Origin of the sequence: Roseobacter sp. GAI101 (assembly GCF_000156335.1) — a bacterium.
In the GTDB taxonomy this organism is placed as follows: Bacteria; Pseudomonadota; Alphaproteobacteria; order Rhodobacterales; family Rhodobacteraceae; genus Sulfitobacter.
Map to the genome: position 1 here is coordinate 1,027,474 of NZ_DS999213.1, position 18,393 is coordinate 1,045,866.

Genomic DNA, 18,393 nt, shown 5'->3' on the forward strand with positions numbered 1-18,393 from the left:
CTGCTCCTTTAGCGGTTGCGGTTGCCACTGCTTAGCGCGCGGGACATTTGCGCTGCGATCTGGCTTTGACTGCGCTGAAAACCCTGCACATCAGGGGTGGAGATATTCATGACCACAGTAGTCCCGCCGCTGCCGCCACCTTTGACGCCCAGCTTGCCATCGGGGCCGCGTGCCAGGGGCATGATCGCCTCCGGTCCTGCCTCGCCCATCACGCCCATGCCGCCGCGCATCCCGAACCCCGTCGCACTGCTGACGATGCCGCCTTGGGCGAAGGGCATGACCTTGCCTTGCGAAAACGGCGCGCCATTGGCAAAGGGCAGAATACCCTGGACCAGTGATCCGACCCCTTGGCTGATCAGACCGCCAAGGTGATCGGTTACAGGCTTCATCGCCGCGTTATAGGTCGTGTTCACCATCGACCGCGCCACCGTTGAAAGCGCATCCGACAGCTTGAGCCCATCAAACGCAACGCCGTTAAAGGCGCGGCGCAACCCGCGGCTCAGCCCTTTCTCCAGCGTCGCTACGTCTTTGCCCGTGCCCGACAAGGCCGTGCGCATCCGGCGTAGTTCACTGTCAAAACCGGACACCAAGCCGCTGGTTTCGGCCAACGTGCCGTTCAGCCGTTCGGCACCCTCCCCAAGGTTGTCGAATGTATCGTCCGTCATCACATGTCCCTTTCCGAACTATCAGGATAGGCCGCCATCAGCGCCGCCAATCCATCGCTCAGCAGCGGTGCCTGCGCTGCGGTCGTGCCCAACATCAGCTGCAGCTCGGCTGGGGTCAGCGCCCAGAACTCCGCTGGCGTCAGTCCCAGCCCCTTGAGCCCCGCCCGCATCAAAGCGGGCCAATCGAGCCCCTTGACCGCTGTCACGCAGGCACCACAAAAGCACGCGCCAGCAGTTCCGCCGCAGCCTTCGCCGCCCCCATCGGGCCGCCGTCGATGGTGGCATTGCCCAATGACGTTTCGGTCACATCCATTCCACCAGCCCGCAAACCCGCCACCAGAAGCCGCAAGACATCACGGCTGGAAAAGCTGTTGCTCTCGAAGCGTTCGACCAGCGACAGCAACGACGGCTCGTCCAACGCGTCCTCAAGCTCGGCCAATGCGCCCAGCGTCAGGCGCGCCACATACCGTTGACCATCGATGATCAGGGCGACGTCTCCTCTCCAAGGATTGGCCATACGCTTAGATCCCTGCTGTTGGATCGACGGTCACATCGGGTGTGAAGATCAACTGCCCGGCAGATTGCAAGCTCAGTTCATAGGTCGCCTCGCCGTTCAACGATCCGCCATATTCAATCGAGGACACCTGAAAAGGACCCTCAATGATCCCAAAGCTGGGGATCACGATCTGGAAATCCGGCGTCAGCCCGTCAAAGAACAACTGGCGTGCGCGTTCGTCCGTTCCCGCATCGCGGAACACGCCGGAACCACTGATCGCGGCCGATCGCACGCCGGCACCCGCCAGCAACTCGCGCCAGCCGCCATCACTGTCCAAGGATGTCACCTCGACCGGCTCTGCGTTGAAACTGATGCGCGTGGCGCGCAGACCCGCGATGGTTTCGAACTGACCGTCGCTCGTCATGTCCACTTTGACCAAAAGGTCTTTACCTGCTTGAACAGCCATATCTCGTCTCCTGGTTTATTGAATGGGATGAAGGTCTTAGCCGTCCTGCACCCGTGCGCGGAACTGCATGTCAATCTGGCGCGCCTGCGCTGCACTAATGAATTTCGCCGAAGCCCGCTCGAACTGAAGACTTACCAGACGCCCCCGGCTCAGGGTCAGATCCCTGTTGTGCAGCGCGTCACTGATCGCACCGGCGACGCCCTTGGCATCGGCATATCCAGGCGCGGTGCTGACAATAGCGACGCTGAACACATGGATCGCACCCGCGCCTGTTCCGTCCGACGCATCGCGCACTTCTTCTTCGCCCAAACGAACATAAAGCGGCGGCACGTCACCTACGGGAATGGCGTCAAAGATCGCATCATCGATCAACCCGGCCAAGGCTGCATCCGATGAAAGCGCCGCAAAAACCGCAAGTTGCAGCGGTGCTGAAACAGCATAGCTCATACCACGACCTCCTCTTGGGCCAGACAGACCAGATAACGTGCATCCTGATCCTGCTCAGACACAGTCTGGATCTTGAAGACCCGCGTCCCTTCGCGAAACCGCTGCTGGGGTTCGGGGCGTTCGGGGCTGCCAAAAGGGGCAGCACGCACGGTGATGGCAAAGCCCATGCGGCTGATCGGAACGCTGGCCTGCGCCGCCTCGCGCCCACCGCGCGCCTGCACGTCGGCCCAGACCGTGCCCAAAGCCACCCAGGTCTCGCGATAGCCCCCGGCCCCGTCCACCAGCCGCGTCGGTGCCTCAAGCACAAGACGACGGTTTAACTGAAGCACCGTCATCGGCTTGCTCCGACGCCGATACGCAGGTTGCGGTAGCGTTCAATAAGACTGCTGACGCCAAAGGGCATGCAGCCATCGCTCAGGTTTGTTTCGTGGCGGAATTCGTAATAGTGGGCTGCCAGCAAAAACACGGCTTGCTTCAGATCCGCAGGAACCTCCGCCCATGTCGCGCCGAACCCCGCCTCAAGAGCGATCACCACGGACCCGGCAGTCGGAATGGTGGGCAGCAAAGTGCTGGTCGGGCGCAGGGTGGGCCGCTGCATGTCGCGCTCAAGCCAATACCGTTCAGGGTCGATCACCGTCTCGACCCCGTCGCGCGCGATGATGGTGACGCTACTGACCATCTGCACCGGAGCAACCGGCAAGCCCTGGCCTTCGGGGGTGCGCCACGCCATCAGGGACCAGCTGAAATTACGCCGGATCAGCGCCTTGCCCGTGCGCGCCTCGATAGCCGCCAAGGCGGCCCGCAGGAAGCTGACCAATACCTCGTCTTGCAGCGTATCCGTATCAAATCCGGTGCCCAATCGCAGATGCCCCTTGAAGGCGTCCACGGGAAGTGCGGCATCCGGCACGCTTGTCTCTTCGATCAACATCATGGAACGTCTCCAATTATTCCGTTCTTCCCTGTCCCCCTAAGGGACCCGGGCGCGCACCCGGCTGCATTGCTCGGTCGGAGGGAGCAGCTAGGACAATGCACCCACACCATCGGCACGCGCCCGGACCGGGGCCAAGTCGCCCCGGCCCCGTCTTCGACCCCGCTTTACGCGATGCCGAATTTCAGAAGCTTGATCGCAGCAAAGTCGCTCACGTCGCCGCCCACGCGCTTGGTGGCATAGAAGAGGACATGGGGTTTGGCGCTGAACGGATCACGCAGAACGCGCAAATCCGGGCGCTCCGCCACGGTGTAGCCAGATGCGAAATCACCGAACGCGACCGAGAATGAATCCGTTGCATTGTCAGGCATGTCTTCGGCCACCAGCACCGGATAGCCCATCAAACGCGCAGGTTCGCCCTGTGCCAGACCGTCCGACCACAGGAAACGCCCGTCCATGTCCTTGAGCTTGCGCACATGACCTGCGGTTTTCGAGTTCATCACGAAGCTTGCCTGCGCACGGTATTGGGCACCCAGGGCATAGACCAGATCAACGACAGAATCCGCGGTAACCTCACCATCGACACCCGTCGGTACATATCCAAGGTTGCCCCAGGTCCAGACGTCATTGTCAATCTTGTCGTGGGCCAACAGACCTTTGGGCTTGTCGATACCATCGCCGCTGATGAACGCCGCCGCCTCGGCCCGCGAGAATTTATCGGCGATGCGCCCCGCCAGCCAGCCTTCGATGTCAAAGGCGGAATCGTCCAGCAAACGCTGTGACGCTTTCGGCAAAGCGCTCAGTTCGTGCAGCTGGATGGTGATGCGGTCGATCTGCGGCGTGCCGGTTTCGGCCACCGCATTGGTTTCGGTCGCCCAACCGGCGGCCATATCCGCATGGTCGACCAAAACATCATAAGACGTGGCTTCGACCTGAACGACCGATGCAATGGCACGGATCGACGCGGTGGCATTCAGCACCGATTTCACCCGGTCTGACGTCTGCGGATCCACCAGATAGCCGCCATCGGAATTCACCGCCGAAGACAATGCCTTGCTTTCCATCTCAAGCCCACGCAGGCCATCATCATCTCCGTTGCGGATATAGGCGTTCATCGCCTTTTGATGTGGCGCAGCCGCGTCAACAGCCCCCCCCCAACGGAGTACGCGCAGGCAAAGTCATTTTACGGTCCAACATAGTCATTCGCTCTTCTGTTTGTTGCAACTTGGTCTTCATTTCGGCCTGAAAGCCTTTGAAATCATGCACAAAGCCTGTCACGGCCTGGCGGACTTCCTCTGCGGCAGACGCAGGCGCGCCCCGCGTCTTGGTCTCAATCTGGTCCATCCACATACCCTTGGTTAAAGTTGAAATTCCCCACGCAGGGCTTTCACCGCGTCAACTCCTGGCGCGCCTCTTCGAACGCAGCTGCCATGTCGCGCAGTACGTCTCCCACAGCGGAAAAATCGCTTTTCGCGGCAACCCGCGCCGTGGGTAGCATTGGAAAGGTCACAAGCGAGACTTCCCAAAGATCAAGTTCGGTCAGCAGGCGCTGGCCTGCGTGATTCTTGGCCGCGCGCACCGTTCGGTAGCCGATGCTCAGCCCGTCGATCGCGCCCGCCGCAATCAGCGCCGCTGCCTCACGGCCCTTGGCGACGCTGTCCAGAATACGCCCCTTGACCCACAGGCCACGGGCATCCTCGCGGACCTCGTCCCACACGCCGATGGGTTGGCTTGGGTCGTGCTGCCAAAGCATTTTGATCCGGCGATCGGCCTTTGCACCTGCAATCAACGACGCCCCATAAGCGCCTTTCGCAACCACGTCCCCGCCTTGATCGACACTGCCAAACAGGCTGGCATACCCGCTGATCTCGGTTCCCCCCTCGACGGTGATGCCCTCACCGAACCTCGCGAACTTATGCTCCAGCCCAGTACCAAGATCGGGCAAGGCTCCCTCGGTCCCCGACCGCAGGCCGGGGTGTATCATGTCAGTATCCACGATAGTCTCCTTTGAAATTCAGATCGTCAGGGTTGCACCACCAGAAAGGATTGCACCCCTTGCGCAAGGATCACCGCCACCACGCCATAAACCGTCAGCCACAAACGCCGCTCAAGACGCTCCATCATCTCTTCCAGCCGGTCCAAACGGTGCAAAAGGTTTTCATGGTGAATGGCACTGACCCTCTCATGGGCCTGCAATCGCAACCCCGGTGCACATTCAAACCGCTCGAACTGTGGCACCTCACTCATCTGCCGCCACCGCTGGCAAGCCCAGCAGGCTGCGCTTTTCCGCCTGGGTCAGAAACTCGGCTCCGGCGACCCTTGCCCATTGCGCGTCGCGCTCCTGCGACAAAGCCGATACCTGATCAAGATCCGGCTTGAGGGCCACGGCATCGCCGGAAAACCCAGACAACCAATGGGCCAGGGATGCGGTCACCCGCGTCGCCAAGGGCAAGACCGTCAACCGGTAGAACGCACGATGCGCCTCTTGATAATTGGCGTAGGTCGCATCCCCCGCGATCCCCAGCAGCATCGGCGGCACTCCGAATGCCAGCGCAATCTCGCGCGCAGCGGCCTCCTTGGTCTTGTGAAACTCCATATCCGAGGGTGAGAACCCCATCGGCTTCCAATCCAGCCCACCCTCCAGCAGCATCGGCCGCCCGGCGTTGCGCGCTCCCTGATGATGGCTCTCCATCTCGCTGACCAGGCGATCATATTGGTCGTCGCTCAACTTGCCCTGGCCTTCCGCGCCGCGATAGATGATCGCCCCAGACGGGCGCGCGGCATTGTCCAGCAGCGCCTTGCTCCACCGCGAGGCGGAGTTATGCACATCCATCGCCATCGCCGCGGCTTGCATGGGGCTGAACCCGTAATGATCGTCCTGCGGGTGGAAGTTCTTGATGTGGCAGACAGGTGTCGCAGGTCCGCTTGCATCAAACCGATGCTTGCGTCCGCCGACGGCATATTCGTAAGCGACCGGCCAGCCATCCGCACCAGGAACCACCGACATCCGGTCCGACCGCAGCACATGCAGTTCAATCGGAACGCCTGCTTCGGCCCCCACCGCCTCGACATAACCATTGCCCGACAGCAGCAACTGCGCATAGAGCGCCTCCAGCAGCTCCGCCCGCCCCTGCGCCCCATTGGGACGGCTCACCAGCTCCATCAACGGATGGGTTTCATAACGCCGATCGGCATCTTGCAACACCAGAGGCAAAGCCGCCGCTGCCTCCGCGATCAACTTGACCGATCGGAACCCGACCGGATTACCGCAAAACCCCAGCCGCGTCAGGCTGACGGCATCACGCGGGCTCCAGGCGACCCGGCCGCTGGTCTGATAGGCAACCACAGGCCCCGTCGCCGAGGCTTTCTGCGCTGGCGTTTCAACCGCCGCTCCACGCCTCAGAAAATCAAAAACCATATCGCCTACTCCTTGTCTGCCCTGCTCATCGCCTGTGCATCTTCCGCCCGATCAAAATGCCAATAAACTCTTAACGCCCCCGCAACTGACCGAACGCTGCCCCCGCAACACCGCCTCCGCTTCATTTTGCCAAATAAACTCTCCCCGAAGGGCCAATCCGCTCCGCCTTCCCCCCTCACAGCAACCGCACGCCGGGCGACCGCCAGCTTGCCGCAGGCTCGATCATCAACTCATGCAATGCCCAGACCAAGGCGTCGACGCGGTCGGGCGACCCGCTGCCCTCAAACCCGCGTGCGGTCATCCGGCACATCTGATCCTCCAGCGCAACCAGACCTGCCACATGGCCCACCCGTCCCTGCTCATACAGCGCCGCCACAGGCTCTGCGCGCGCGACCTTGCCCCGCGAGGCGTGGACGGACTTCAGCGGCACCAGCGGATCAATCTGGCGCAGCACCTCGCCAACCATCAGCCCGCCTTGGTTGGTCTCAACCACCAAACGGTCCGCGCCATACTGCTCCATCGCCGAAACCGCCGCCCGCGCCCATCCCGACGGGGTCGCCCCCTGTGCTGTGCAATCCGCCAGGACCACAGCCCGCCAGTTTTGCGGTGCCCCTTGGGTTTGCGCGCCAACCACCACGATGCCGCATTCATCTGATCCCGCCCCGGCAGTCGTCGCCGGGTCCACCCCGACCACGATGCGATCAAACGTTGGCAGCTTTTCGATACGGCCACGCTCCAACATCTCCGAGGTCCACAGCGCGCCCTCGGCATCCGCCAGCAGCACGCCGTCCAGTTCCTGCCGTCCCAGCCGTGTCCCGCGATAACGCGCGCGCACCTCCTCCAGAAACGACCCCGCCAGATTTGCGGCATTCGCCTCGGTCGGGGCATGGGTGGTGACAGTCGATGGCGACGCCAGCAGCTTTTTCAGAACATCGACATTGCGTGGCGTCGTCGTCACGCATACCCGCGGGTCCTCCCCCAATCGCAGCGCAAACTGCAACTGATCCCAGGTTTCTTCCGCCTTTTTCCATTTGGCCAATTCGTCCACCCACGCGGCATCAAACTGCGGGCCGCGCAGGCCTTCGGGGTCATGGGCCGTATGCACCGACGCCACAGCGCCATTGGGCCAGACCAGCCGTTTTCGGGTGGCCTCCCAATCGGGACGCCTGTCCGCAGGCGAACAGGCCAAAATCCCGCTGTCACCAAAGATCATCACCTCGCGCACCTGTTCAATCGTCTCGCCGACCAGCGCCACGCGGCGGCAACGCCCTGCATCCAGTGGCCGCGCCCCTTCCACCATCGACCTTACCCATTCAGCGCCCGCACGGGTCTTACCTGCACCGCGGCCACCCATGATCACCCACGACCGCCACGTGCCGTCAGGGGGCAGTTGATGCGGCATTGCCCAAAACTCGAATAAAAAAGGGAGAGCCAAAAGCTCTCCCTCATCCAGTTCATTCAGAAACTGGTCTTGCAGCGCCGCATCGGCGGAGCCGATCCAGCTTGCACCCGATGTCAGCCCGCGCTCGGTCAAGATCGAGCGCGTAGCCTCCGCGGGCAATGCCCGCTTGTCTGTTTCGGCAGTCACTTAAATAGTTCTCCACTTTGACGCAGGTCGCCACCATGCCGCTGGCTTTACCCAGTGCCTTTGACGCCGCAGTTTCATTGATTTCCTCCCCGGATTTGGCCCGTTCTCTCAGGCTCTCGATTTCGCGACGCAGGTCGCGGATTGCTGCTTGAAGAGCTTTGAAATGCTCTTCGCTTGTCGCAATCTCTTGCTCCGGGGTAATCATAGTCATGATTGCTCATACCTCTCGTTTGGAACCTCCAAACCGAGCGAACACGAAAAAACGGCCACCGGAAATAAATCCGGAGCCGTTTGCCCATCTCGTCTAGCATGTCTGAATTTCTACGTCAGACCGTGCGCAAAGTCAAGGAAAATAAGGTTATCAAAACCTTCCAAGCCCTTACGATGGTTAAGAAATTGCTAACCAAGCCGCATCCCGACGGGTCAGTTCCCGCCCGTTGATGCATTGCCAGCAGCGGCCGCACCGCGTTCCGCTTCGATCTCGCGCCAGCGTGCAACATTGCGGTTATGGTCTTCCAAGGTCACGGCAAACGCATGTCCACCCGTACCGTCGGCCACGAAGAAGACATAGTCTTCCTCTGCCGGTTGTGCGGCAGCCATCAGACTTGCAAGGCCGGGGTTGGCAATCGGCGTGGGCGGCAGCGCGGGGATCACATAGGTGTTCCAGGCCGTTTCCGCACGCAGTTCACTGCGCCGCAGACCACGGCCCAAAATGCCTTGGCCTTTGGTGATGCCGTAGATGACTGTCGGGTCGGTTTGCAAACGCATGCCTTGGTTCAACCGGTTAACGAAGACGCTGGCGACCTGCTGGCGCTCTTCGGGCACGCCGGTTTCCTTTTCTACGATCGACGCCAGGATCAACAGCTCTTCGGGGCTGGCCACCGGCAGACCGGGATCACGAGCTTCCCAAGCTTCGGCCAGACGCTGCTCTTGCGAGGCCTGCATCCGGGCAAGGACCGCACTGCGATCATCGCCGGTTCGCACCTCATAGCTGTCCGGCGCAAGTGCGCCCTCGTCAGGCACCTCGGCCACGGTGCCTTCCAGCATATCAATCGACTTCAGCGCCTCGGTAACCTGCCAGCTGGTCACGCCCTCGGCCAAGGCAATTCGGAAACGTGTATCGTTCTTGGCTTTGGTCTGAGTATAGATCTCGGGTACATCATCAACGCCGGGGGTGAATTCAGCCTTTTCGACAAAGCGGTTCGTCGTCGGGTCAAGCTCGCGCACCAGCGTGCTGATGCGATTGATCCCGATCCGGTAAACCACTTCGGTGCCGCAGGTGCTGGCCCCGCCGCGGGTGACGATATCGACGATCTCTTTCATGCTGGTCTGGGGTTCGATCAGAAAACTACCGGCCTTTAAGTCACCGGTCTTTTCCTCGTAATCGGCCCCAAGCCGAAAGATCGGCGCAGACGTCACAGCCTGTTGTTCTGCCAGTTTGCTGCCCACGGTCCGCATGTTCGACCCGCGTTCGACCTGCAGGCAGATCGCCTGCGCCAAGGGGCCAGGCGCGTCATATTGACTGCGCCCCCACAGCACCACGCCGCCCAACAGGAACAGCGCCAAAATCAGGAACGTCACCGCGTTAGATGCAATGTGACGCCACATTATGACACTTTCCCGAAGATCACGCTGGCATTGGTCCCGCCGAAACCGAATGAGTTGCTGAGGACAATGTCGATCTTACGCTCGACTTTCGTGTGCGGGGCCAGATCGATCTTCGTCTCGACGGCTGGATTATCAAGGTTGATCGTGGGCGGTGCCACCTGATCGCGGATCGCTAGGATCGAAAAGATCGCCTCGATCGCACCGGCAGCCCCCAAAAGGTGCCCGGTGGCGGACTTCGTCGATGACATCGTCACGCCGTCAACCGCGTCACCCAGCATTCTTTCGACAGCGCCAAGTTCGATCACATCCGCCATGGTCGAAGTGCCATGGGCGTTGATATAGTCGATGTCCTTCGGCTCGATCCCCGCCCCGCGCAAGGCATTGCGCATGGACCGTTCCGCCCCGTCGCCATCTTCGGCGGGGGCTGTGATGTGATAGGCGTCGCCGGACAGACCATAGCCCAACACTTCGGCATAGATCTTGGCTCCGCGCGCCTTCGCGTGTTCATATTCTTCCAGCACCACGATGCCGGCACCCTCGCCCATGACAAAGCCATCGCGGTCCGCGTCATAGGGACGGCTGGCCTTCTTGGGATCATCGGGGCGCTTGGTGGACAGCGCCTTGCAGGCGTTGAACCCGGCCATGCCAATCTCGCAAATCGCGGCCTCTGCCCCGCCTGCGATCATAACATCTGCGTCACCGTGAATGATCAAGCGGCTTGCGTCGCCGATGGCATGCGCCCCGGTGGAACATGCGGTCACAACCGAATGGTTCGGTCCACGGAACCCGTAGCGAATCGACACCTGCCCCGAGATCAAGTTGATCAGCGCGCCCGGTACAAAGAACGGGCTGACCCGGCGCGGGCCTTTTTCATGCATCATCACAGCGGTGTTGGCGATGGAGTTCAGCCCCCCGATGCCCGAGCCGATCAAGACGCCGGTCCGCTCCAGGTCTTCGCGCTCGGTGGGCATCCAGCCGGAATCCTCGACGGCCTGCACAGCGGCGGCCATGCCGAACAGGATGAACGTATCAACCTTGCGTTGCTCTTTCGGCTCCATGTACTTGTCAGGGTTGAACGTGCCGTCCGACCCGTCACCCAAGGGAACTTCGCACGCATATTGCGTGACCAGCTTGCTGGGATCAAACCCGGTGATCTTCCCCGCGCCGGACTGTCCGTCCAACAGTCTGGACCAGCTGGCCTCGACCCCGTCGGCCAACGGAGTAACCAGCCCCAAACCTGTCACAACTACTCTGCGCATATCCAAGCCCCTTGGTGTTTTCTTCGCGTTAATCGGCTATACCTTGGCAAAGCCTTAGATTTCAAGATGTGTTACGCGTGGCCCCTACGACCGCGCTTCAGACCGGAGGGCCTTTGCGCGTCATCAGCCGCACGCTGTCGCCGTCGATGGTAACCGTGCGCTGATCGACATAGCCCAGACTTTCGGCCAGACGCAGGGACGGCGCGTTTTCGGCTGCAATCATACAGACGGTCCGCCCCGTCACAACCCGGTCAAACCAGTCATGGGCCGCGCGCGCCGCCTCAAGCCCCAACCCCGTGCCTTGTGCTTCGGGGGACAAGACCCATCCGGCTTCGGGAAAGGGGTCAAAATCTTCCCCCAGTCCGCGAGATCCGTAAAAGAAACCCGTCTGCCCCGCCATCACCCGCGACCCGCGCGGCTGGATGCCCCACTGGCCAAAACCCACCACCTGCCAATGACCGGCATTGCGCAAAAACGCGTCCCATGACCGCGCCTTGGGCCAGGGCTTGCCACTGATATGGGTAACGACCGAAGGTGTCGCCCAGATTTCGGCAAAGCGCGCGAAATCCTCGGACCGCATGGCCCGCAAAGTCAGTCTGGCTGTGTTAATCGTCGGTACTGCTCGCGACATGGTGGTGAATTGCCTTCACGCTTGAATCATTGTCTGCCCCAGTTCACCCGACCACAGCCCCACAGACAAGCAAGAAAATTCCCGCTTAACAAGAAACGGCGTTCTTTCGCTGGGAAAGAACGCCGTTTCTGAAATATTTTACCGATCCACACCCCAAACGGGGCGGAATACAATAGCGTCTTAGGACGCGCTGTTGATGAACTTGACCGCGTCGCCGAAGGTCTGGATGTTCTCGGCTGCGTCATCGGGGATTTCGATGCCGAACTCTTCTTCGAACGCCATTACCAGCTCGACGGTGTCAAGGCTGTCTGCGCCAAGATCGTCGATGAACGAAGCGTTCTCAACGACTTTGTCTTCTTCAACACCCAAGTGCTCTACCACGATTTTCTTTACGCGTTCTGCGACGTCGCTCATATTCTGTCCTCATTCATTCGGGCACCTGTGCCCTCTTCTGGTTCCGCGCAAACCTGAAAGGTTTGGTTGGATCGTGCCCCGAAGGGCGGCTATGGTTCTTGTTGTCACAAGGCGCGGGATGCAATCAACCCTTCCCGTTGCGAAATCTGCGCTCCCTTTAGCACAGGACGCGGATTTGGCAAACGCTTTGCGACGCCGTCCTACAACATGGCCATGCCGCCGTTCACATGCAAGGTTGTTCCTGTGACATAGGCGGCTTCCGCGCTGGCCAGATATACCACGGCGGCTGCGATCTCGGACGGCTCTCCCATGCGACCTGCGGGGATTTGCGTCATGATTCCAGACTTTTGATCATCGGTCAGCTTGTCAGTCATGGCCGTGGTGATGAAACCGGGAGCGACTGCATTTACGGTGATGCCGCGGCTGGCGACTTCATAGGCAAGCGATTTCGACATCCCCACCATCCCGGCCTTTGACGCGGCATAGTTCGCCTGCCCGGGATTGCCCGTGGCCCCCACGATGCTCGAGATATTCACGATTCGGCCCCAACGTGCCTTCATCATGCCGCGCATCACGCCTTTGCACAGCTTGAAGGTCGCGGTCAGGTTCACATTGATCACCGAATTCCATTCATCATCCGACATGCGCATGAACAGGTTGTCGCGGGTGATCCCGGCGTTGTTGACCAGAATATCAACCGATCCCATCGCCTCTGCAGCCTGCTTTGGCAGGGCCTCGACCGCCTCCATATCGCTCAGGTTGCAGGGCAGAACATGGGCGCGGTCGCCCAGTTCCGCCTTCAGCGCCTCAAGCGGTTCCGTACGGGTGCCGGACAGCCCAACGGTCGCCCCCCGGGCATGCAGCGCGCGCGCGATATCGGCACCGATGCCACCGGACGCCCCGGTGACCAGCGCGGTTTTCCCTGTCAGATCAAACATCTACTCTTCCTTCTACTTTTCGGTTCATGCCGTCTTCAATGCTGCGGCATCTGCTGCCGTGCCGATGTTCACGCAGGTGATTTCCTTGTTGATCCGGCGGATCATACCGGACAGCGCCTTGCCTGCGCCGATCTCCCAAATTTCAGTCACGCCCTGTGCGGCCATCCATTCGACCGACGACAACCAACGCACCTGACCGGTGACCTGTTCGACCAGCAGCTTGCGGATCTGATCGGGGTCGCTGACCGCTTGCGCGATCACATTGGCCACGACCGGTACCGATGGCGCATGCATGGTCACATCCGCCAAGGCACCCGCCATTTCCTCGGCTGCGGGGGCCATCAAGGCGCAGTGGAACGGCGCGGACACCGGCAACAGCAAGGCGCGCTTGGCCCCTGCGGCCTTGGCCAGATCAACGGCGCGTTCAACGGCGGCCTTGCTGCCGGATACGACATTCTGCGCGGGGTCGTTCTGGTTGGCCACCTGGCAAACGTCGCCTTGCGCCGCATCCGCCGCCACCTGTTCGGCCTGCTCAAAGCTGAGGCCCAGCAAGGCGGCCATCGCCCCCTGCCCGACCGGCACAGCGGCCTGCATGGCACGGCCCCGGATGCGCAGCAAACGCGCCGTGTCAGCCAACGAAAACGTACCCGCCGCACAAAGCGCCGCATATTCACCCAACGAATGCCCGGCCACGAATGCAGCCTTGTCGATGGTGATCCCTTCGGCGTTCAACGCCGCCATCGCCGCCATAGACGTCGCCATCAAGGCAGGTTGCGCGTTCTGCGTCAGGGTCAGTGCCTCTGCGTCGCCCTCCCAGATCAGTGTCGACAGCTTTTCACCCAAAGCCTCGTCAACCTCGTCAAACACGGCTTTTGCAGCCGGATAGGCGTCAGCCAGATCGCGGCCCATGCCGATTGTTTGCGCGCCTTGGCCCGGATACACGAATGCAATACTCATAAAGTCCCCCGTTTTGTCGTTCAAACGGCTTTACCCTGCGATGTGCGCGCAAACAAGCCTGCACCGCTTTTGTGCGAATATCTGCGATTGCCCGCGCCCTGTATTACTCTAGGTAAAAGAAGCACATTTTCCGGAGAACTCCCAATGGCCCTCAACAATACCGCAATCCGCTATGGCGGCGTCACCAAGTTTTTCCACTGGCTGACCGCCCTGCTGATCCTCACGCTGATCGCGCTTGGCTTTTACGCCAACGACTTGCCCCACGAAACCCAGGCAGAGCTGACGACGAAAGCGTGGTTCTTTTCGCTGCACAAAACTCTTGGCGTGACGGTGTTTTTCGTCGCCCTGCTCCGGATCATGTGGGCGCTTCGCCAGCCCAAACCGGGGTTGCTGAACGCCGACAAGAAGCTGGAAAGCTGGCTGGCGGAAACCGTGCACTGGCTGCTCTATGGCGCGCTTGTGATCGTGCCGCTTGCCGGGTGGATCAGCCATGCCGCAGCCTCGGGCTTTGCTCCGATCTGGTGGCCCTTCGGACAAGACCTGTTTTTCATCCCCAAGAATACCACCGTGGAACATGCCTTCGGCGCGCTGCATGAAATCGCGGGCAAGGTCTTGATCGGTGCGCTGATCCTGCACGCGGCAGGCGCGCTCAAGCATCACTTCATCGATGGCGATTCGACCCTGCGCCGGATGCTGCCGGGCGAACCCGCGATCGGGCCGGTCCCCCCCCAACACCACAGCTATGCCCCCGTCGCGGCCGCGGCAGCGGTCTGGGCACTCGCCATCGCACTCGGTCTGGGATTGGGCCTGCTTCAAAGCGATGGCAAAGGTGCTGCGTCCGATGGCCCCGCCCTTGAACAGGTCGCCTCCGAGTGGCAGGTCGAGGAAGGCAGCATCGGGCTGGTCGTGACCCAATTCGGCTCCGAAGTCGAAGGCAGCTTTGCCGATTGGACCGCTGCGATCTCGTTTGATGCCGACGCCCAAAGCGGCAAGGCCGGAGAAGTCACCACCACCGTGTCGGTCCCGTCGCTTGCCCTCGGGTCTGTCACGGACCAGGCAATGGGCGCGGATTTCTTCAACGCTGAAAGCTTTCCCACCGCTGTGTTCCAGGCCGACATCAACCTGACCGACGCGGGCTATGTCGCGGATGGGACCCTCACGATCAAAGATCAATCCATCCCGATCTCCCTGCCCTTTGATCTGACACTCGACGGCGATACCGCGCGAATGAGCGGATCGACAACGCTGGACCGCCGCGCCTTTGCCATTGGCCAAAGCGTCACGGATGCCGCCACGCTGGCCTTCGAGGTAGCGGTGAACATCGCCTTGGTCGCCACCCGGCAAGCTGATTAATCATTGGCGAGCACACAAAAAAACGCCGGGGCATGACCCCGGCGTTTTCATTTCCAGCGATTGCTGAAACTCTTATTCGGCTTTCATCGCCTCGATCGAAATCGCGATCTGAACTTCGTCGCTGACGAAAGGTGCGAATTTCCCAAGGTTGAAGTCAGAACGCAGAACGGATGTGGTCGCATCGAAACCGGCCCATGGCTTGTTTGCCATCGGGTGTTCGCCCATGCTGTTCAGCTTTGCGTCCAGAACGACCGATTTGGTCACGCCGTTCATGGTCAGGTCACCTGTGATCAGACCTGTTTCGTCACCCGTCACCTCGATCCCTGTGGATGTGAACGTGACCATGTCACCCTCGGCGGCACCAAAGAAATCTTCGGACATGAAGTGGTCCGTGCGTGGCTGCCAGCCGGTGATCATGTCCATCACGGGGAAGGAAACAGATACGGACGAATTGGCGGGCGCTTCGGCGTCCATCATGATTTCACCGTCGAAACCGCTGAACATGGATGTGGTGGTCGAAAACCCAAGGTGGTTGTAGGTAAAGACGATCTGGCTGTGGCTTGCATCGAGAACGTATTTCTCGGCTGCAAAAGCGGATGTCGCGCCCACGGTGAGGGCGGTGGCGAGAAGAACAGACTTCATATTCATGTGAAAACTCCAAGTTGTACAGGTTGTGGGCCTATAAGTGGCGTAAACAGCGTCTGCGGCAACCCGACAGCCTTCAACAGTTTGTGCGCGCAAATGAACAGTTGTAACAGAAAGGCGCGCAGAAACCTGATCGGACGGTTCCTATACGGTCTGACCTGCTTCGCGCAGACCGGACACCAGCTTGTCCAGGGCCCTCTGGTCGCCCACGTGAACATCGGCAATGAACTGGCCTTGGGCGTCCCAAAAGCTCAGTGTTCTGCCGGATCGCTCAACGCGGTTGAGATCCGAAAAACAGCAGCGCTGTATCAATCGGCCTTTGCCGACGCTGGCCGGTCGCCCGAAATCCGGCATGCCGCGGTGAACCACACGCACTTCGCGCCGGGCGGGGTCTATTTCAATATCTGGCTGGGCGGTCTTGAGGCTGGACAGGGCAACCAGATACCCCATCGTGCAGCACAGGGCCGACAACCCCACCTTCATGATCACAACATCCGCATCCAGATTTACGCCTGAACCGACCCACAACGAAGCGGCCGCCACGATCAACGAAGCCCCGACAATCCGTTGCAAACACCGCAGCACCACCTCAGAACCGTCAATCTTGCCCGTCGTGGCGGTATCCGGGTGTCCGCCCGTCAGGAGGTCCGATGTCGCAGTCATGTTCACATCCTCTAATCTCAACTCGTCATTGTCATGTCTTTAATTTTGCCTCGAAATAAGACAACAAAGCGGCGCAAGCGTGGCGAGGATCGTACCATTACGAGAATTTAACGCATTCTTAACCAGTAATGCGGTCGCGCAGGGATGCAGGCAGACAGGCCTTGCCCTACCCCCGGAACCGTGTATATCAGCATTTCGTTTTGCATCATCTTTTGATCCGCGCAGACTCTCGTGGTGAGGCCGCAAAACGCTAATGCCTCGCCTATGAAATGCGCCTTGATATAAATAGGAGTGCACATGCCGCTTTATGAGCATGTTATGATTGCGCGTCAGGACTTGTCCAACACGCAAGCAGAAGGCCTTATCGAACATTTTGGCACAGTTTTGGCTGACAACGACGGTAAACTCGTCGACAGCGAATACTGGGGCGTCAAGACGATGGCCTACAAGATCAACAAAAACCGCAAGGGCCACTATGCCTTCCTGCGTTCGGACGCCCCTGCGACCGCAATTCAGGAAATGGAGCGTCTGATGCGCCTGCACGACGACGTAATGCGCGTTCTGACCATCAAAGTTGATGAGCATAAAGAACTGCCTTCCGTTCAGATGCAGAAACGTGACGAACGCCCCGAGCGCGGCGAACGCCGCGAGCGCCGTTGATCATCAGCTTGAAAGAAAGGACATAAACCATGGCCGCAAAACCATTTTTCCGCCGTCGTAAAGTCTGCCCCTTCTCGGGCGACAACGCACCGGCAATCGATTACAAAGACACACGTCTTCTGCAGCGCTACATCTCTGAGCGTGGCAAGATCGTGCCATCCCGCATCACAGCAGTCTCTGCGAAAAAGCAGCGTGAATTGGCCCGTGCCATCAAACGCGCCCGCTTCCTCGCCTTGCTGCCCTACGCCGTTAAGTAAGGAGAAAGCACATGCAAGTTATCCTTCTGGAACGTGTGGCCAAGCTTGGTCAAATGGGCGAAGTCGTCGACGTAAAGCCCGGCTACGCACGCAACTACCTCCTGCCCCAAGGCAAAGCGCTGTCGGCTTCCAAAGCCAACATCGAAGCCTTTGAAGGCCAGAAAGCACAGCTTGAGGCGCAAAACCTCGAGACCAAAAAAGAAGCCGAAGCCATGGCGGACAAGCTGAACGGTCAGCAGTTCGTTGTGATCCGTTCCGCGTCTGATTCGGGTGCTCTGTACGGCTCCGTCACAACTCGTGACGCCGCCGACGTGGCAACAGCCGAAGGTTTCACAGTCGACCGCAAGCAGGTCGTTCTGCGCAACCCGATCAAAGATCTGGGCCTGCATGACGTCAATGTCATCCTGCACCCCGAAGTCGAAGCCACCATTCAGCTGAACGTTGCACGTTCCCCTGAAGAGGCCGAACTTCAGGCCGCTGGCAAGTCGATCCAGGAACTGGCCGCGGAAGAAGAAGCCGCAGCAGAGTTCGAGATTTCTGAATTGTTCGACGATATCGGCTCTGCCGCGAACGATGACGAAGATCTGGCCGACGCAGTTGAATCTCAGGAAGACGACTCGGCTAACGCCTGATCCTCTTCTGAGCCAAAGAAAATTGAAACGCCGTCCCTGCTGGTCAGGGGCGGCGTTTTTCATTGCAGCACAGCAGGCGCAGCGGTTTTTCCGAAGACTGCAATCGAATCTATCAATGCCGCAAGTCACTTGGCGGGCGCTCATGCCATCAGGAAAATTTACAGCCTTGGCAGTTGTCCCAGCAATAACACCGGCTAAAATCACCATAATTAGATAAAAGCGGCCTATCTCGTGCTGCCGATCTGCGCATCTTCGCTCATACAGGCCGCTTTAGGCGCGACTCTGCTTATCTGAAACGGCACAGTTTGTGAAATGGCAGATGCGCTATAATCCATTCGTAGTTGCAACCAGAGTTTTCAGATGCCAGT

Annotated in this window: 24 protein-coding genes and 1 pseudogene; 4 read left to right on the forward strand and 21 right to left on the reverse strand. The window is 60.0% G+C overall.

Annotation, left to right across the window (positions count from 1 at the left end; translation table 11 throughout):
* Window positions 1-8 precede the first annotated feature (8 nt).
* The 19 genes and pseudogenes from RGAI101_RS04810 to fabD form a co-directional block, all read right to left on the reverse strand.
* Entirely contained in the window at window positions 9-665 is a 657-nt protein-coding gene (locus tag RGAI101_RS04810; protein ID WP_008226704.1) for a phage tail tape measure protein, read from the reverse strand.
* Entirely contained in the window at window positions 665-871 is a 207-nt protein-coding gene (locus tag RGAI101_RS21490; protein ID WP_083792004.1) for a rcc01693 family protein, read from the reverse strand. The genes RGAI101_RS04810 and RGAI101_RS21490 overlap by 1 nt, the downstream gene beginning before the upstream one ends.
* Window positions 868-1,182, reverse strand: a complete 315-nt coding sequence (locus RGAI101_RS04815) for a gene transfer agent family protein (RefSeq protein WP_037227424.1) — start codon at window positions 1,180-1,182, stop codon at window positions 868-870. The genes RGAI101_RS21490 and RGAI101_RS04815 overlap by 4 nt, the downstream gene beginning before the upstream one ends.
* A gap of 4 nt (window positions 1,183-1,186) precedes the next feature.
* Window positions 1,187-1,627 (reverse strand): phage major tail protein, TP901-1 family, encoded by a 441-nt coding sequence (locus RGAI101_RS04820; RefSeq protein WP_008226489.1) that lies wholly within the window; start codon window positions 1,625-1,627, stop codon window positions 1,187-1,189.
* Between the two features lie 36 nt (window positions 1,628-1,663).
* The gene (locus RGAI101_RS04825) at window positions 1,664-2,074 is read right to left on the reverse strand and encodes a DUF3168 domain-containing protein (RefSeq protein ID WP_008226916.1); all 411 of its coding nucleotides are present in this window, start codon (window positions 2,072-2,074) and stop codon (window positions 1,664-1,666) included.
* Entirely contained in the window at window positions 2,071-2,409 is a 339-nt protein-coding gene (locus RGAI101_RS04830) for a head-tail adaptor protein (RefSeq protein WP_037227427.1), read from the reverse strand. Before RGAI101_RS04830 ends, RGAI101_RS04825 begins: the two co-directional genes overlap by 4 nt.
* On the reverse strand, window positions 2,406-3,005 hold the full coding sequence (locus RGAI101_RS04835; RefSeq protein ID WP_037227429.1) for a head-tail connector protein: 600 nt from the start codon (window positions 3,003-3,005) through the stop codon (window positions 2,406-2,408). Before RGAI101_RS04835 ends, RGAI101_RS04830 begins: the two co-directional genes overlap by 4 nt.
* Before the next feature lie 164 nt (window positions 3,006-3,169).
* A pseudogene (locus RGAI101_RS04840) lies at window positions 3,170-4,346 on the reverse strand (phage major capsid protein).
* A 43-nt stretch (window positions 4,347-4,389) separates the two neighbouring features.
* Window positions 4,390-4,986 (reverse strand): HK97 family phage prohead protease, encoded by a 597-nt coding sequence (locus RGAI101_RS04845; RefSeq protein ID WP_050763242.1) that lies wholly within the window; start codon window positions 4,984-4,986, stop codon window positions 4,390-4,392.
* A 38-nt stretch (window positions 4,987-5,024) separates the two neighbouring features.
* Entirely contained in the window at window positions 5,025-5,249 is a 225-nt protein-coding gene (locus tag RGAI101_RS04850) for a GTA head formation protein, RCAP_rcc01685 family (protein ID WP_008228298.1), read from the reverse strand.
* Window positions 5,242-6,420, reverse strand: coding sequence for a phage portal protein (locus RGAI101_RS04855; protein ID WP_008226058.1), 1,179 nt, complete (start codon window positions 6,418-6,420; stop codon window positions 5,242-5,244). Before RGAI101_RS04855 ends, RGAI101_RS04850 begins: the two co-directional genes overlap by 8 nt.
* A gap of 175 nt (window positions 6,421-6,595) precedes the next feature.
* On the reverse strand, window positions 6,596-7,954 hold the full coding sequence (locus tag RGAI101_RS04860; RefSeq protein ID WP_008225283.1) for a DNA-packaging protein: 1,359 nt from the start codon (window positions 7,952-7,954) through the stop codon (window positions 6,596-6,598).
* Window positions 7,875-8,219, reverse strand: a complete 345-nt coding sequence (locus tag RGAI101_RS21495; RefSeq protein WP_254655241.1) for a hypothetical protein — start codon at window positions 8,217-8,219, stop codon at window positions 7,875-7,877. The genes RGAI101_RS04860 and RGAI101_RS21495 overlap by 80 nt, the downstream gene beginning before the upstream one ends.
* Window positions 8,220-8,431: 212 nt before the next feature.
* The gene (gene mltG, locus RGAI101_RS04865) at window positions 8,432-9,616 is read right to left on the reverse strand and encodes an endolytic transglycosylase MltG (RefSeq protein WP_008225275.1); all 1,185 of its coding nucleotides are present in this window, start codon (window positions 9,614-9,616) and stop codon (window positions 8,432-8,434) included.
* The gene (fabF, locus tag RGAI101_RS04870) at window positions 9,616-10,875 is read right to left on the reverse strand and encodes a beta-ketoacyl-ACP synthase II (protein ID WP_083792005.1); all 1,260 of its coding nucleotides are present in this window, start codon (window positions 10,873-10,875) and stop codon (window positions 9,616-9,618) included. The genes mltG and fabF overlap by 1 nt, the downstream gene beginning before the upstream one ends.
* A gap of 97 nt (window positions 10,876-10,972) precedes the next feature.
* Window positions 10,973-11,506, reverse strand: coding sequence for a GNAT family N-acetyltransferase (locus tag RGAI101_RS04875; RefSeq protein WP_037227431.1), 534 nt, complete (start codon window positions 11,504-11,506; stop codon window positions 10,973-10,975).
* 180 nt (window positions 11,507-11,686) lie between these two features.
* Window positions 11,687-11,920 carry an acyl carrier protein gene (locus RGAI101_RS04880; RefSeq protein ID WP_008225965.1) on the reverse strand — a complete coding sequence of 78 codons (234 nt, stop codon included), beginning with the start codon at window positions 11,918-11,920 and terminating at the stop codon, window positions 11,687-11,689.
* A 200-nt stretch (window positions 11,921-12,120) separates the two neighbouring features.
* Entirely contained in the window at window positions 12,121-12,858 is a 738-nt protein-coding gene (gene fabG, locus RGAI101_RS04885; RefSeq protein WP_008228355.1) for a 3-oxoacyl-[acyl-carrier-protein] reductase, read from the reverse strand.
* Between the two features lie 24 nt (window positions 12,859-12,882).
* A complete protein-coding gene (gene fabD, locus RGAI101_RS04890) occupies window positions 12,883-13,815 on the reverse strand; it encodes an ACP S-malonyltransferase (RefSeq protein ID WP_008226245.1) in 933 nt (310 codons plus the stop codon).
* 144 nt (window positions 13,816-13,959) lie between these two features.
* Between fabD and RGAI101_RS04895 the strand changes: the two genes are divergently transcribed.
* A complete protein-coding gene (locus RGAI101_RS04895) occupies window positions 13,960-15,168 on the forward strand; it encodes a cytochrome b/b6 domain-containing protein (protein ID WP_008227758.1) in 1,209 nt (402 codons plus the stop codon).
* A gap of 72 nt (window positions 15,169-15,240) precedes the next feature.
* Here RGAI101_RS04895 and RGAI101_RS04900 read toward each other — a convergent pair whose 3' ends face one another.
* Window positions 15,241-15,810: a YceI family protein gene (locus tag RGAI101_RS04900; protein WP_037227433.1), complete on the reverse strand. Its 570-nt coding sequence runs from the start codon at window positions 15,808-15,810 to the stop codon at window positions 15,241-15,243.
* A gap of 147 nt (window positions 15,811-15,957) precedes the next feature.
* Window positions 15,958-16,476, reverse strand: a complete 519-nt coding sequence (locus tag RGAI101_RS04905; RefSeq protein WP_008226230.1) for a hypothetical protein — start codon at window positions 16,474-16,476, stop codon at window positions 15,958-15,960.
* A 297-nt stretch (window positions 16,477-16,773) separates the two neighbouring features.
* Between RGAI101_RS04905 and rpsF the strand changes: the two genes are divergently transcribed.
* Genes rpsF through rplI form a run of 3 tightly spaced genes read left to right on the forward strand, consistent with a single transcriptional unit; the run spans window position 16,774 to window position 18,025 of the window.
* On the forward strand, window positions 16,774-17,136 hold the full coding sequence (rpsF, locus tag RGAI101_RS04910; protein WP_008228007.1) for a 30S ribosomal protein S6: 363 nt from the start codon (window positions 16,774-16,776) through the stop codon (window positions 17,134-17,136).
* 29 nt (window positions 17,137-17,165) lie between these two features.
* Window positions 17,166-17,393, forward strand: coding sequence for a 30S ribosomal protein S18 (gene rpsR, locus RGAI101_RS04915; RefSeq protein WP_005852865.1), 228 nt, complete (start codon window positions 17,166-17,168; stop codon window positions 17,391-17,393).
* Between the two features lie 11 nt (window positions 17,394-17,404).
* A complete protein-coding gene (rplI, locus tag RGAI101_RS04920) occupies window positions 17,405-18,025 on the forward strand; it encodes a 50S ribosomal protein L9 (protein ID WP_008225700.1) in 621 nt (206 codons plus the stop codon).
* Window positions 18,026-18,393: the final 368 nt, after the last annotated feature.

Bases quoted from the DNA above. Each gene is read 5' to 3' on its own strand.
- RGAI101_RS04875 (WP_037227431.1), bottom strand. From the start codon at position 11,506: ATGTCGCGAGCAGTACCGACGATTAACACAGCCAGACTGACTTTGCGG.
- RGAI101_RS04855 (WP_008226058.1), bottom strand. From the start codon at position 6,420: ATGGTTTTTGATTTTCTGAGGCGTGGAGCGGCGGTTGAAACGCCAGCG.
- RGAI101_RS04895 (WP_008227758.1), top strand. From the start codon at position 13,960: ATGGCCCTCAACAATACCGCAATCCGCTATGGCGGCGTCACCAAGTTT.
- RGAI101_RS04820 (WP_008226489.1), bottom strand. From the start codon at position 1,627: ATGGCTGTTCAAGCAGGTAAAGACCTTTTGGTCAAAGTGGACATGACG.
- RGAI101_RS04905 (WP_008226230.1), bottom strand. From the start codon at position 16,476: ATGACTGCGACATCGGACCTCCTGACGGGCGGACACCCGGATACCGCC.
- RGAI101_RS21495 (WP_254655241.1), bottom strand. From the start codon at position 8,219: ATGACTATGATTACCCCGGAGCAAGAGATTGCGACAAGCGAAGAGCAT.
- fabD (WP_008226245.1), bottom strand. From the start codon at position 13,815: ATGAGTATTGCATTCGTGTATCCGGGCCAAGGCGCGCAAACAATCGGC.
- RGAI101_RS04880 (WP_008225965.1), bottom strand. From the start codon at position 11,920: ATGAGCGACGTCGCAGAACGCGTAAAGAAAATCGTGGTAGAGCACTTG.
- RGAI101_RS04810 (WP_008226704.1), bottom strand. From the start codon at position 665: ATGACGGACGATACATTCGACAACCTTGGGGAGGGTGCCGAACGGCTG.
- mltG (WP_008225275.1), bottom strand. From the start codon at position 9,616: ATGTGGCGTCACATTGCATCTAACGCGGTGACGTTCCTGATTTTGGCG.
- rpsF (WP_008228007.1), top strand. From the start codon at position 16,774: ATGCCGCTTTATGAGCATGTTATGATTGCGCGTCAGGACTTGTCCAAC.
- rplI (WP_008225700.1), top strand. From the start codon at position 17,405: ATGCAAGTTATCCTTCTGGAACGTGTGGCCAAGCTTGGTCAAATGGGC.
- RGAI101_RS04815 (WP_037227424.1), bottom strand. From the start codon at position 1,182: ATGGCCAATCCTTGGAGAGGAGACGTCGCCCTGATCATCGATGGTCAA.
- RGAI101_RS04835 (WP_037227429.1), bottom strand. From the start codon at position 3,005: ATGATGTTGATCGAAGAGACAAGCGTGCCGGATGCCGCACTTCCCGTG.
- fabF (WP_083792005.1), bottom strand. From the start codon at position 10,875: ATGCGCAGAGTAGTTGTGACAGGTTTGGGGCTGGTTACTCCGTTGGCC.
- RGAI101_RS04830 (WP_037227427.1), bottom strand. From the start codon at position 2,409: ATGACGGTGCTTCAGTTAAACCGTCGTCTTGTGCTTGAGGCACCGACG.
- RGAI101_RS04850 (WP_008228298.1), bottom strand. From the start codon at position 5,249: ATGAGTGAGGTGCCACAGTTCGAGCGGTTTGAATGTGCACCGGGGTTG.
- rpsR (WP_005852865.1), top strand. From the start codon at position 17,166: ATGGCCGCAAAACCATTTTTCCGCCGTCGTAAAGTCTGCCCCTTCTCG.
- fabG (WP_008228355.1), bottom strand. From the start codon at position 12,858: ATGTTTGATCTGACAGGGAAAACCGCGCTGGTCACCGGGGCGTCCGGT.
- RGAI101_RS04825 (WP_008226916.1), bottom strand. From the start codon at position 2,074: ATGAGCTATGCTGTTTCAGCACCGCTGCAACTTGCGGTTTTTGCGGCG.
- RGAI101_RS04845 (WP_050763242.1), bottom strand. From the start codon at position 4,986: ATGATACACCCCGGCCTGCGGTCGGGGACCGAGGGAGCCTTGCCCGAT.
- RGAI101_RS04900 (WP_037227433.1), bottom strand. From the start codon at position 15,810: ATGAAGTCTGTTCTTCTCGCCACCGCCCTCACCGTGGGCGCGACATCC.